The sequence below is a fragment of the Sungkyunkwania multivorans genome, assembly GCF_042675645.1.
Lineage (GTDB): Bacteria > Bacteroidota > Bacteroidia > Flavobacteriales > Flavobacteriaceae > Sungkyunkwania > Sungkyunkwania multivorans.
In genome coordinates, this window is the sequence record NZ_JBHTJH010000017.1 from 889,210 (window position 1) to 902,439 (window position 13,230).

Consider the following 13,230-nt stretch of genomic DNA (forward strand, 5'->3'; position numbering starts at 1 on the left):
TTGTGTTTAGAGGGTTAAGTGATTGATGGCAATAATTGTTTGATTGTATTCATGAAGTTTGTCCAGGTAATCCAATTTTATTTCATAAGCACTCTCCATGCTCTGAATGTATTGAAAGAAGTCGATCTCCCCATTCTTAAAGCTGCCGTTTGCAGTCTTTAAGATTTCGTCAGAAAGTGCCGTCCCTTCAGTTTCATAATAGCTCAGTGCATTTTGAAGTTGAGCCAGCTGTAGTTTGAGTATCTTCAACTTAGCGTTTAGCTGAATTTCATACTCATAAGATTCGGCTTCAACAATGTCTTCTGCGATACTAGCCGCCTTGATTCGAGATGATTGCCCACCAAAAAGAATAGGTATTTTCAAGCCCAGTTGATATCCGTAAAGGTTTTGGTTGAGTTCTGAGTTAGTGCCTTGAAAGTATTCCAGGCTGATATCGGGCAGTAGTTGCTGCATTTCTAAACGCCGCTCTGATCGAAGTAAGGAAACTCGATTTTCATACAACCTTATTTCGGGACTGTCAGTCAAATTAAAAGACAACGCATCCAGGGGCAACTTAATGATCTGGGTAGTCGCAATCTCAATGCTATCCTTAGGTTGAACCACGCTAAGCAATTGAGCATAGGCCAAAATAGCCATGTTATGTGCCTTTTTGAAGTTAAGGTGTATTTGCCTTTGCTTTGAGGCGGCTGTTATCTTTTCGAGATAGTTGGTTTCGCCCAATTCGAATCGCCGTGAAGCGATTCTAGCAAAATCAGCATAGAGGCTATCTAATTTCTTGTAGACATTTTCCTTTTCGCGTGCAATTTGATAGGTATAAAAACGCGCAGTTACTTTCCTTTTAAGTCCTTTTTTCTGAATTTCATAGGAGCTAGCGGCTATAAGATTACGGGCTTTGTTTGCTCTCCTTTTAGAAAAATATACAGTTGGAAATCGAAAGTCTTGTTGAATGCCAAAAACTCGTATCGGCTTGTCATTCAGTGCCAGGTTGTTCTCATCGAATTGATAATATATTTGTGTCTTATCAAAATCAAAAGCACCATTCACCAAGGCATGCGACTGTTCTACTTGCAAGTTGCTGGCTTTTAGACCGGCATTGTTCTCTAGTGCAAGGGCAATGAGCTCGGGCAATTGAAGTCCAGTTGTTTGTTGGCCAAAGCTAACGAACGGCAGTAAAACCAAAACAAGGATGAATCCTTTCCCTAGACGGGGATTCTTATGCTTTCTTTTGGAATTGGATGAACGATTGAACAATGCATAGAGTACCGGTAAAACCACCATTGTAAGTAAGGTGGAAGTGATCAAACCGCCAATGACCACCGTCGCTAGCGGACGTTGGACTTCTGCACCAACGTTGGTAGAAATTGCCATTGGCAGAAAACCGAGAGCCGCAGCAGCAGCCGTGAGCAACACCGCTCGTAAGCGATCTCTTGTTCCTTGTTTGATCAAAGCTTCCATGGTTTCAAATCCTTTGTGTTTTAATTCTTTAAAATGTTCTATCAATACAATTCCGTTGAGTACTGCAATTCCAAACAGTGCAATAAAACCAACTCCTGCTGAAATGCTAAAGGGCAGGTCACGAATCCACAACAATAGTACGCCACCGACCGCTGCCAGCGGAATGGCAGAGTAGACCATCAAAGCATCCTTGATAGAGTTGAATGCGAAATATAGAAGAATGAATATTAAGGCTAGTGCAATTGGCACAGCGACCTTTAGTCTCGATTTGGCACTTCGCAGATTTTCAAACTGGCCGCCGTAAGTAATGGAGTAGCCAGTGGGCAGTTTTATATTATCATCGATTAATTGCTGCACATCGTCTACCACCGATTGTAGATCACGATTACGCACATTGATGCCCACGACAATTCTTCTTCGGGTGTCATCTCGAGCGATTTTTGCAGCCCCCTTTTTATAACAGATGACCGCTAATTCGCTCAATGGAATCTTACCGCCGGCGGGTAGATCTACGTAGAGATTTTTAAGATCGTCAATATCTCGGCGTTTTTCTTTGTCTAGCCTAACAACAAGATCGAAACGTTTTTCTCCTTCAAAAATACTACCTGCGGCCTTTCCCCCAAATCCCATAGATACCATGTCATTCAGTTCCTGAATATTGAGTCCGTATCGTGCAATTTTAGTCCTATCGTATTGTACATTCATCTCTGGTAATCCCGCTATTTTTTCTACAGAAATATCTGCGGCTCCAGGAACGTTTTCGATCAATTTGCCGATCTCATTACCTTTTTTGGCAAGAATGTTCAAGTCCTCTCCAAAGATCTTGATGGCGATATCGGCACGCACGCCTGTAATCAGTTCATTGAATCGCATCTCTATTGGTTGGGTAAACTCGACCTCCATCCCTGGAATTACTTTTAAGGCTTCTTTGAATTTATCTGCCAGCTCATCTTTTGATGATGCCGAGGTCCATTCGCGCTTGGGTTTCAATACAATGATGACATCACTTTCTTCCATCGACATGGGGTCTGTTGGCACTTCAGCAGCACCAATGCGCGTTACTACTTGTTTTACTTCAGGAAATTGCTCCAAGAGAATATTTTCAATTTCGGTGGTGATCTTGACTGTATTGCTCAAGGAGGTGCCTGTTTTTAAAATAGGTTGAATAACAAAGTCACCTTCATCTAAGGTGGGCACAAATTCTCCTCCCATTGAGGCGAATAAAAACAATGAAGCGGTCAAAAGACTCAGCGCTATTCCAAGCACCCACTTCTTACTACGCAATGCCCAATGAATGGTGGGTTCATATATTTTGTTGAGCAACTGCATCAAACGAATCGAGACATTTTTGGTGGAGGTTTTTGTTGGTTTTATGAATAGCGATGCAGCCACTGGTACATAGGTGAAACAGAGGATCATGGCCCCGATGAGAGCAAAGCTAAAGGTCAATGCCATAGGCTTGAACATTTTTCCTTCTACGCCGCTAAGTGAAAGAATAGGGATAAAGACGATCAATATGATCAACTGTCCAAAAATGGCCGAGTTCATCATTTTAGAGGCACCCTTAAATGTGATCTTGTCTTTTAGTGCTTGTCTTTCTGATCTTTCAAGAGCGTTGATCTCGTTTTGTCTTTTGGTGATCTGAAAAGCGATAAACTCTACAACGATCACGGCTCCGTCGATGATGATTCCAAAATCGATCGCGCCGAGACTCATCAAATTGGCATCGACACCAAAGATGAACATTAAGGACAAGGCGAAGAGCAGGCACAACGGAATTATGGAGGCTACGACAAGTCCTGATCTGAGGTTGCCTAAGAGCAACACCACTACAAAGATTACGATAAGACAACCAAGCACTAGATTTTCTGTGACCGTAAAGGTTGTCTTTGCTATCAGTTCACTTCGATCGAGAAAGGCATTGATATAAACGCCTTCTGGTAACGATTTTGAGATGGATGTCACTCTTTCTTTAACAGCTTCGATCACCTTTTTAGAGTTGGCATCCTTTAGCATCATCACCTGTCCCAAAACTTTTTCCCCCTCACCATTCCCCGTAATGGCGCCGAAACGTGTAGCTCTTCCAAAGCCCACTTTCGCAACATCTTTGACATAGACGGGAATGCCAGTATCATTTTTTACGACGATATTCTCAATATCCTTCAACGAAGAGACAAGGCCTTCCCCTCGAATAAAATAAGCTTGGTTTACCTTTTCGATATAGCCGCCACCCGACACATTGTTGTTCGTCTTCAAAGCATCGAAAACATCACGCGCAGTGATATTCATCGCGTTTAGTTTTTGAGTATCGATAGCAACTTCGTATTGCTTTAAAAAACCACCCCAGGTGTTTACCTCTACTACGCCAGGAACACCGGAAAGTTGTCGCTTTACGACCCAATCTTGGATGGTTCTCAGGTCTTCGGCTGTGTAATCATCTTTAAACTCAGGTTTCACATCAAGAATGTATTGATAGATCTCTCCCAGTCCAGTGGTGATAGGCCCCATTTCGGGAGTGCCATAGCCCACAGGGATCTTTTCAGAAGCCGACTTGATCTTTTCTGCGATGAGCTGTCTAGGCAGATAGGTCCCCATGTCGTCTTCAAAGACGATCGTCACCACCGAAAGGCCAAACTTTGAAATTGACCGAATCTCTATGACACCCGGTAGATTGGCCATTTCTAACTCTACCGGATAGGTAATGAATTGCTCCATATCCTGAGTAGACAGATTACGGGAGGTTGTAATTACCTGTACTTGATTGTTGGTTACATCAGGAACGGCCCCTATGGAGATTTGAGACAAAGAATACATTCCAAATCCTGCTATGAATGTGGTGAACATAAGAACAATGAACTTGTTCTTTATACTAAAACGGATGATATGAGATAACATAACATTTCTTCAATAAATAATCAATGTGAACAAAACCATGCCCTAAGTTGAACTTGATGTAAAAATGACCGTTGATCGATTATGAAAGCTGTGGGGGATGCAAGAGTCCTTCGGAATGAAGCGAGGATGAAGGCGCTTGGTAGTAAAAATTTGGAATGGTCAACTCTAAAAGCTCAGGCGTGCCGCATTCGGTTTTTGAAATATTCTGGACCAAAACAACCGGAGGAGTAGTGTGCGAGCTATTTTGAAAAGGGAGCTGCTCGTGTTCTCCTTTTTCTTCTTGGTGCTCTTGTTCATGAGTGTCCTTTAACGCTCCATAGTGCTTTGAAATAAAGACAAGCATATTGTCACCATACTTTTCTTGATGAAATCGTGCATGTTCGATCAGCTCATCCATTTGAATGGCATCGTCGATTCCTATTCCAAAGCTCTGGAATAGTGCCATAAGGGAAAGCATTATGGAAACTAGGCGATGCATACACGTAAAAATAATGATTAATGAAATCGATTGCATGTATTTCGCTAGAATTCTTTCTTATTTAGAAGTGTTTTAAAATGGTAATCAACAGCTTACCAGGCATCGATGCAGAACGATTTATTCTGTGAAGGGTAAAGAAAATCGGCTCCTTTGAGTTATTTTGAAATGAACCTGAATAGAAGAAAACTTTGCAAATAATCTTTCAAATCTTCGAAAGTACCAATTTGTCAGTTCGAGTGATCCCGAGTCCTCGGGATTGTATCGAGAACGCTGAGGAATTTCATAGCTTCAATTTACTGTTCGAACAGGATTCATTCCTCCACCTTGTTGCGGAATGGGCCTGAAAGGGGAAAACTTTGCAAATAATCTTTCAAATCTTCGAAAGTACCAATTTGTCAGTTCGAGTGATCCCGAGTCCTCGGGATTGTATCGAGAACGCTGAGGAATTTCATAACTTCTATTTAATATTCAAACAGGATTCATTCTTTCATCTTGTTGCGGTATGGGCCTGAAAGAGGAAAACTAGGACGAGGAAGCTCCAATTACCTCGCAATAGCACTTTTATCGTGGAGTTATTGCGAGGTAAATAGTGATCTCTAAGGTATTCTGATAGTTATGTCGCTGTAAGGTATCGCTTTCTAATTTTTGATAAACTTGATTGCCTTGCTATTTTCCAATTGCACAAAATACATCCCATAGTCCAAACTTGAAACATCAATTCTTTCAGAGCTATTGATGATACCATTTTCAATTTTGCGACCTAGGGCATCAAATATTTTGTATTCAAGTTCACTTTTAGCGTTTTGGAATGTGATAAAATCCGAAGCAGGATTTGGAACGATCTCAATGCTATTTTGGGTAAAACTTTCAGTAGAAAGAGCTGATGCAAAATTCCAAGTGAATGCATCGAGTGCCATATAGTCGAGATTGCCCGTGCTAGAAAATATAAGCTCGTCTATTGGTGAAGCGGAATAGTCGGCCATGCCCTCTGTGGCAAAATCAATAAAAGTAAAGCCGTTATTTGGAGTCAAGGTCACAGGATTCGCAAAACCTGTGCTTTTAGTTATGCTAAATACTACAGCGCCTTCCTTTCGTCCGGTTAAGGTAAGTGTTCCGGTATGATTAGCGAGCGAAGTCGTGGCACAAAACAGATAAAGACTCGAAACAATTATGTCCGTTCCATCACTTGTAACCACTGTGAAGCTACTCCCATTATTTGTGCCATTACTGCCACCGCTGTTATCATAAAACTGCAAGTCTGGTGCAGTACCGTTCCATCCACAATTAGCGCAGTTAAAGATGTCATAGGTCTCACCAGCGGTACTCGACACTGAAAACATTTGGCCATTATCGGTAAAGGTAGAAGAACCCAACGTCTCGTCTTCAAAATCCTCGGTCGATTGAGCTAAAAGAGAATTGGCGCTAAGAAAAAGGGTAGTAGCAAATAAAAAAGGTAAAGATTTTTTCATAGTTGTCATATTTAGGTTAGTTGTTTCTTTAGGTACTATTGAATCTTGAAATACCTCACACAATTTTTTATAATGAAGTAATTGATTTCTATGCTATAAATGTAGACAAAATTATGCTCATCTTATTGAGTGGTCTAGCAATGCCAACATTTTTGCTCTAATAGATACAGTCGATAATTTCCTATTTCATAAAATGATCGAATATTTTCGAATTCTCTAAGCGCGACAACGGCTGTTTTCACAGAATGAAAATGAATGATTTGGTCCTGGCCAAATATTGTTCGACCCACTTTGCTGAGGAGATCGTCAATGAGGCCCGACATTTGATGAGGTCGAGTTTTCTAAAGGTCGACTCCATCACCAATAAGATATATAAAGAGATCGTCTATGGCGCTTTACAACCGATGGCTGATATTGATATAAGACGTTATTTCGGTACAAAGGTGAGTAAAGGATAAAGTAGGTATAGTGAGTAGCTCTTTTTCCCTAGGCGATGTTTTTTTAGAAATAGTAAAAAAGTGCATCTTTATGCTTGCCAAAAAGAAAAAGGGTAGTATATTTGCAGTCCATATCGCGGGATAGAGCAGTAGGTAGCTCGTCGGGCTCATAACCCGAAGGTCACAGGTTCGAGTCCTGTTCCCGCTACAAAGAAGCCTCTTGATTATTCAAGGGGCTTTTATTTTGGAGTCATTTGATGCTTGCATCATTATGATGGAAAAATAAAAACCAATTATTACAAAGCAATAAAAGCTTCTTTGTGCAAGTCTCCAATTTAGGACCAACGAGCCTCGGCGAATTAATCCTGTTCTCGCTACAACAAGCCAAATACGAAAGTGTTTGGCTTTTCTTGTACTCATATTGCGCCCGTGAAATATTAAACGAACTAGTTCAACCCAGGAAAACTCGAAACTGGCTTTACCTTAATATCTTCAAAGTTCTCAGTGATGTAAACGCGCAGATCCTCTCCATGCTCAACGATCTGCCATTCGCCACAATCATCGGCGAAATGTTCCACGAATTTTACTTTCAAATCTGGAAAACTACTTACAATCTTCACAGTAACATCTGCCTGAGATTTATTTTCGACTAATTTGATCTTTCCATACAAGGGCCTTCCTTCAAAATAACAGGAGTCTAATTTCCTCAGATCTTTATCAGAATTGTTGCTGGGCATCGTAAACATATTAGAACCTAGATTGAGGATTCCAATAAGCAGTGCCAGATGTAAAAAATATTTCATAAAGAACTATTTGTTATGTAATGACCAAGGACGATGCCAAAGTGAGAAAAGTAGTATCTTCAAACAGTGAAATCATTTCAAGAGTATTTATCATATCTCGTTTCCTCCACAGAGTGGGTGATGCTCCTTTTGATCATTGGCGGAGGAATATTTCTGATGATCTATTCGGGCTTCAAGCCTTATAAATACTTCAAACATGCGATCGATCTAGTGTCGGGGAAGTATTCTAAAGCCGACGACCCTGGCGAAGTAAGTCATTTGGAAGCCTTATCTTCTGCCGTTGCAGCAACTGTTGGTTTGGGAAATATTTCTGGGGTGGCCATCGCCATTTATTATGGTGGTCCTGGAGTGGTATTCTGGATGTGGCTGACGGCCATCATAGGGATGTGCATCAAATTCTATTCGGCCAGTTTGGCCATTCTCTTCAGAAAGGATCTTGGAAACGGAATATTGCAAGGAGGACCTATGTACTACATTTCTGAAGGACTTCCAAAAGTGGGGAAGGGTCTGGCTGCCTTTTTCTGTTTGGCCGGTTTGGTGGGCGTGTTACCCGCTTTTACCACCAATCAATTCACGCAAACCTTGATGGAAGTTGTGAGACCTGATGAGACCTTGTTAAATCTAGGTGAATTCAATTGGCGGTTGATCATTGGAATTACCCTATCCATAATTACCTCTCTGGTCATCTTTGGCGGATTGAAGAAGATCGTTCAAGTGGCAACAGCCATAGTGCCGTTTATGGTAGGAATATATTTTATTGCAGCATTGTATATCATGTCCGCAAATTATACAGAGATCATCCCGTCTTTTCGGTTGATCTTCTCAGAAGCTTTTAATCTGAAAACGGCCATTCAGGGCGGTCTCTGGGGATTGATCATCATAGGGATACGGCGAGCGGTGTTCTCTAACGAGTCTGGAGTAGGGTTGGCACCGATGTATCATGGGCAATCGAAGACCAAAGAACCGATTCGAGAGGGCTTGGTAGCTATGTTAGGACCCTTTATCGATACCATCATCGTTTGCACACTTACGGCACTTATCATTATCGTAAGCAAGTCCTATCTCTTGGCCGAGACCAATGGCATCACCATGACCTTGATCGCTTTTAAACATTCGCTGTTTGGCGTCGGTGATATTTTGTTGATGGTATTGGTAGCGGCATTCGCGCTTTCAACCTTATTTACCTATTCATATTATGGAACAAAATGTTTGTCTTTTTTGACCGACTTTAAAATAGGGAAATGGTATAATGTCATTTACATTCTTAGCATTACCTTTGCAGCGTTGGCGAGTGTGGATGTGGTGATAGGCTTGATCGATCTTTCCTTTGCGTTGATGAGCATCCCCAACATGATCGCGATCATTTACTTGTCACCAAGGATCAAGGAGGCAATGAATAATTACTTTAAAACGATTTGATGGAGAAGCATAAAGCAGGATTCGTAAATATCATCGGAAACCCAAACGTGGGGAAATCCACCTTGATGAATGCCTTTATAGGTGAGAAGCTATCCATTATTACGAGCAAGGCGCAGACCACGCGGCATCGAATTTTTGGTATCGTCAACGGCGATGACTTTCAAGTGGTATTCTCAGATACGCCGGGAATTATAAAACCTGCCTATGAGCTACAAGAGTCGATGATGGACTTTGTAAAATCTGCCTTTGAAGATGCCGATGTGCTTCTTTATATGGTAGAGATCGGAGAGAAAGACCTAAAGGATGAAGCTTTCTTCAACAAGATCACCAATACAAAGATCCCTGTTTTGTTGCTGCTAAATAAGATCGATAGGTCTAACCAAGAGATGTTGGAACAGCAGATGCAGTTTTGGAAGGAGAAAGTGCCCAATGCCGAGGTCTATCCTATTTCGGCACTAGAGAACTTCAATGTAGGAACCATTTTCAATAGGATCCTTGAATTGCTTCCAGAGTCGCCACCCTTCTATCCAAAGGATCAATTGACCGATAAGCCTGAACGTTTCTTTGTCAATGAGGCGATCCGAGAAAAGATCTTGCTGAATTACAAGAAGGAGATTCCTTATGCCGTTGAGGTCGATACCGAAGAATTTTTCGAGGAAGAGAACATCATTCGCATTAGGTCGATCATTATGGTAGAGCGCGATACTCAAAAAGGGATCATCATCGGACATAAAGGTGCCGCTTTGAAGAAAGTAGGAATCCAAGCGCGGAAAGACCTTGAAAAATTCTTTGGAAAACAGATACACCTCGAACTATATGTGAAGGTGAACAAGAATTGGCGCAGCAATGCCAATCAGTTGAAGCGCTTCGGGTATAACAAAAAATAATCTATCTTTTTTATTATTTTAGCAGTATTCCTCTAACACTGACCGACTTTGTTGTATTTGACAGGCATATTTTTTCTTTTCGCTCTATGGGTGGGATATAACTATCGCAAGAATAGAACTTAAGAATTTGTATCTAACAGTGATACTGTGATTATGCGATAGGTGATTGCTTGGCGCTAAGGGTGGACAACATATAATCGTACAACGACCTCATTTCTCCCTTCCCAGCATCTTTACCCATTCTACCAGCAAAATAGAGTCCAAACCAGATAATAAGCATAAAGAACATCACAACCAACTGAGGAATAAAATCATTATTGATAGACCAGTTACTATAGGCCCAGATCCCAAAGATGATAAAGATGGTCGCCACGATCAAATGCGCGAACATGAACATGGTCCAAATACTTGGTTTAGGACCAAAAAGACCGCGCAGAAGGCTTTTGCCATCTTCCATGGGTTCGATCTCTAAATGCAACTGTGGAGACCAGAAGTGTTGCTTGCCTCTGGGTATTCTGATAAAGACGTGATCATCGATGCGCGATATTACAAAATCAGTTGTCTTCGATTCCTCGAACAATCTCAGTGCCTCTTCATTGGAAAATTCCAATTCGATGGTAAACCTTGGCCTTAGGACGACTTCATTGCTTAAAAGGGTCATGATCGGTTGTTTAACAGAACAATAAGTTACTGTTTTTTCTTAATTTTTAGCATACCTTTGCCCCCAGAAATTTAGAAGATGAGCAATATCGTAGCCATAGTAGGAAGACCCAATGTAGGAAAATCAACGTTGTTCAATAGAATGATACAGCGAAGGGAGGCTATTGTCGATGCCACAAGTGGCGTAACCAGAGACCGCCACTATGGTAAATCTGATTGGAATGGGAAAGAGTTTTCCCTTATCGACACTGGCGGTTATGTTGTTGGAAGTGATGATATTTTTGAGCAAGAAATCGATAAACAGGTAGAGCTCGCTATCGACGAGGCCGATGCCATTCTCTTTATGGTGGATGTAGAAGCTGGTGTTACCGGCATGGACGAAGATGTGGCAAAATTGCTTCGAAAAGTGAATAAACCAGTGCTTTTGGTGGTCAACAAAGTAGACAACTCGATGCGTGAGGCCCAGGCTGTAGAGTTCTATTCCTTAGGATTGGGAGAGTATTATACGATCTCTGGTATGAATGGTAGTGGAACGGGCGAATTGCTGGATGCCTTGATCGAGGCGCTACCCGATAAACCTGAGGAAGAGGAAAACGACTTGCCAAGGTTTGCGGTGGTCGGACGCCCAAATGCTGGAAAATCTTCCTTTATCAATGCGCTGATTGGGGAGGAGCGATATATTGTAACAGATATTGCAGGAACCACTAGAGATAGTATCGACACCAAATACGATCGTTTCGGATTTGAATTCAACTTGGTAGACACCGCCGGGATTCGACGCAAGTCCAAGGTAAAAGAAGACTTGGAATTCTATTCGGTAATGCGTTCCGTAAGGGCCATTGAGCATTGCGACGTATGCTTGTTGGTATTCGATGCTACACGCGGCTTTGACGGTCAGGTTCAAAATATCTTTTGGTTGGCGGAACGAAATCACAAAGGAATCGTGATCCTGGTGAACAAATGGGATCTTGTTGAAAAAGACAATCGCACCGTCAAAGAGTTCGAGCAGATGATCCGCAAAGAAATTGAGCCTTTTACCGATGTGCCTATCGTCTTTATCTCTGCCATGACGAAACAGCGAATTTTCAAGGCGATCGAGACCGCCGTTGAGGTCTATAAGAATAGAAGCAATCGCATCTCCACGAGCAAGTTGAACGATGTGATGCTCCCGATCATTGAAAATCAACCACCGCCTGCATACAAGGGTAAATATGTAAAGATCAAGTTCTGTACGCAATTGCCCACAAAATATCCACAGTTCGCATTTTTCTGTAATCTTCCACAGTATTTACGGGATCCTTACAAACGTTTTTTGGAGAATAAACTACGAGAGCACTTTAACTTCAATGGGGTGCCAATTACCATTTACTTCAGAAAGAAATAGGTTTGTTAGGTGTTAGGTGTTAGGTGTTAGGTGTTAGGTGTTAGGTGTTAGGTGTTAGGTGTTAGGTGTTAGGTGTTAGGGGGTTATCTTTTTAACCGCCAACTGCCAACTGAACTACCATCCTCCGCTGGCACCGCCGCCTCCAAAGCCGCCGCCGCCGAATCCTCCACCAAAGCCGCCACCACCGAAGCTTCCACCACCCGAGGACCCTCCGAAGCCGCCTCTACCCATATTACTTAGAATAATGACATCAAAAATGTCTTCCATCCCAGAGCGTTTGCCACCACCACGTCCTCCATGTCGGTTTCGTCGATTGCTGCTTAATATGATGAGTATCGTAATGAAGATAAAGATGAGCACTATGAATTTACCAAAAGGGAAATCACTACCGTCATCTCTAGTCCCTTTAAATTTACCTTCCAAAGCATCGATGATCGCGTCAGTACCTCGCTCCAGACCTTCCTCATAATCATTTCTCTTGAATTGGGGAATCATTTCCCGCTCAATGATCAGTTTTGCCGTAGCATCTGGTATATATTCTTCAATACCATAGCCTGTCTGTATGCTTACGCGTCGATCGTCTTTGGCTAGAAGGACCAAAACTCCATTGTCTTCCTCGCCTTGTCCAATTCCCCATTTTTGACCCCATTGGGCGGCCAGATAATTGATATCCTCACCTTTGGTCGAAGAGATGATCGCCACTACCACCTGTGTGGAGGTCGTGTCTGAATAACGTATCAATTTTTGTTCGAGCCGTTCTTTTGAAAAGGCTGAAAGCAGTTTGATGTAATCGTAAACTGCCGTCTGTTCTCTCGGTTTTGCTGGAATCTCAAATTGCCCGAAAACACAGATCACATTCAAAAAGAGAATGGGAAGCAAGCATATAACTTTAAGATTTTTCATTCTCCCTTAGATATGTCGTTAGGCAGTTCGTTCTTATCGCCATGATGCCACGGAAAATGTGCTTGTAGCTGCTCGCCTGCTTCAATGATACCATTCACGAGTCCTTGCTTGAAATTCCCTCTTTTGAATTCAGCAGCAATATGATCTCTGGTGGTATCCCAAAAGCCTTTGGGAACACGCTTGTCGATTCCTTTGTCACCATAGATGGCAAAGGTATGGTCTGTCACCGCCACATAGATAAGGACGCCGTTCTCATCTTTGGTATTGTCCATCTTCAACCAGTGAAATATTTCTTTGGCATGCTCCAAGGCATCCATACCCTTGGTAGACGGTTCTAAATGCACACGGATCTCTCCAGAAGTCTCATTTTCGGCACGGCGGATAGCTGCGATGATCTCTTGCTCTTCTTCGGCCGTAAGAAAGTTTTCTACAGCAGACAT

11 protein-coding genes and 1 tRNA gene are annotated in these 13,230 nt (G+C 42.1%); 5 read left to right on the top strand and 7 right to left on the bottom strand.

Annotation, left to right across the window (positions count from 1 at the left end):
• Positions 1-6 precede the first annotated feature (6 nt).
• The 3 genes from ACFQ1M_RS15315 to ACFQ1M_RS15325 all read right to left on the bottom strand — a co-directional run bounded on the left by ACFQ1M_RS15315 (position 7) and on the right by ACFQ1M_RS15325 (position 6,297).
• A complete protein-coding gene (locus ACFQ1M_RS15315) occupies positions 7-4,350 on the bottom strand; it encodes a CusA/CzcA family heavy metal efflux RND transporter (RefSeq protein ID WP_386409756.1) in 4,344 nt (1,447 codons plus the stop codon).
• Positions 4,351-4,429: 79 nt separating this feature from the next.
• Positions 4,430-4,795 (bottom strand): hypothetical protein, encoded by a 366-nt coding sequence (locus ACFQ1M_RS15320; RefSeq protein ID WP_386409758.1) that lies wholly within the window; start codon positions 4,793-4,795, stop codon positions 4,430-4,432.
• Between the two features lie 671 nt (positions 4,796-5,466).
• Entirely contained in the window at positions 5,467-6,297 is an 831-nt protein-coding gene (locus ACFQ1M_RS15325; RefSeq protein WP_386409760.1) for a T9SS type A sorting domain-containing protein, read from the bottom strand.
• A gap of 251 nt (positions 6,298-6,548) precedes the next feature.
• On the opposite strand from ACFQ1M_RS15325, the gene ACFQ1M_RS15330 reads away from it, so the two are divergent.
• Complete coding sequence (locus ACFQ1M_RS15330) at positions 6,549-6,755, top strand: hypothetical protein (RefSeq protein ID WP_386409762.1); 207 nt, start codon at positions 6,549-6,551, stop codon at positions 6,753-6,755.
• Positions 6,756-6,869: 114 nt separating this feature from the next.
• A tRNA-Met gene (locus ACFQ1M_RS15335) sits at positions 6,870-6,942 on the top strand.
• A 238-nt stretch (positions 6,943-7,180) separates the two neighbouring features.
• On the opposite strand, the gene ACFQ1M_RS15340 is transcribed toward ACFQ1M_RS15335, so the two are convergent.
• Positions 7,181-7,537: a hypothetical protein gene (locus ACFQ1M_RS15340; protein ID WP_386409764.1), complete on the bottom strand. Its 357-nt coding sequence runs from the start codon at positions 7,535-7,537 to the stop codon at positions 7,181-7,183.
• Positions 7,538-7,603: 66 nt separating this feature from the next.
• On the opposite strand from ACFQ1M_RS15340, the gene ACFQ1M_RS15345 reads away from it, so the two are divergent.
• Complete coding sequence (locus tag ACFQ1M_RS15345) at positions 7,604-8,956, top strand: alanine/glycine:cation symporter family protein (protein WP_386409766.1); 1,353 nt, start codon at positions 7,604-7,606, stop codon at positions 8,954-8,956.
• Positions 8,956-9,843: a GTPase Era gene (gene era / locus ACFQ1M_RS15350; protein WP_386409768.1), complete on the top strand. Its 888-nt coding sequence runs from the start codon at positions 8,956-8,958 to the stop codon at positions 9,841-9,843. Before ACFQ1M_RS15345 ends, era begins: the two co-directional genes overlap by 1 nt.
• Before the next feature lie 151 nt (positions 9,844-9,994).
• On the opposite strand, the gene ACFQ1M_RS15355 is transcribed toward era, so the two are convergent.
• Positions 9,995-10,504 (bottom strand): GTP-binding protein, encoded by a 510-nt coding sequence (locus ACFQ1M_RS15355; protein WP_386409770.1) that lies wholly within the window; start codon positions 10,502-10,504, stop codon positions 9,995-9,997.
• Between the two features lie 78 nt (positions 10,505-10,582).
• Here ACFQ1M_RS15355 and der point away from each other — a divergent pair, with 78 nt between their 5' ends.
• Positions 10,583-11,887 (top strand): ribosome biogenesis GTPase Der, encoded by a 1,305-nt coding sequence (der, locus tag ACFQ1M_RS15360; RefSeq protein WP_386409772.1) that lies wholly within the window; start codon positions 10,583-10,585, stop codon positions 11,885-11,887.
• 114 nt (positions 11,888-12,001) lie between these two features.
• Here the strand turns inward: der and ACFQ1M_RS15365 are convergent, their stop codons facing one another.
• Both ACFQ1M_RS15365 and ACFQ1M_RS15370 read right to left on the bottom strand, forming a co-directional pair.
• On the bottom strand, positions 12,002-12,790 hold the full coding sequence (locus ACFQ1M_RS15365; RefSeq protein WP_386409774.1) for a TPM domain-containing protein: 789 nt from the start codon (positions 12,788-12,790) through the stop codon (positions 12,002-12,004).
• Positions 12,787-13,230: a TPM domain-containing protein gene (locus tag ACFQ1M_RS15370; protein WP_386409776.1), complete on the bottom strand. Its 444-nt coding sequence runs from the start codon at positions 13,228-13,230 to the stop codon at positions 12,787-12,789. The genes ACFQ1M_RS15365 and ACFQ1M_RS15370 overlap by 4 nt, the downstream gene beginning before the upstream one ends.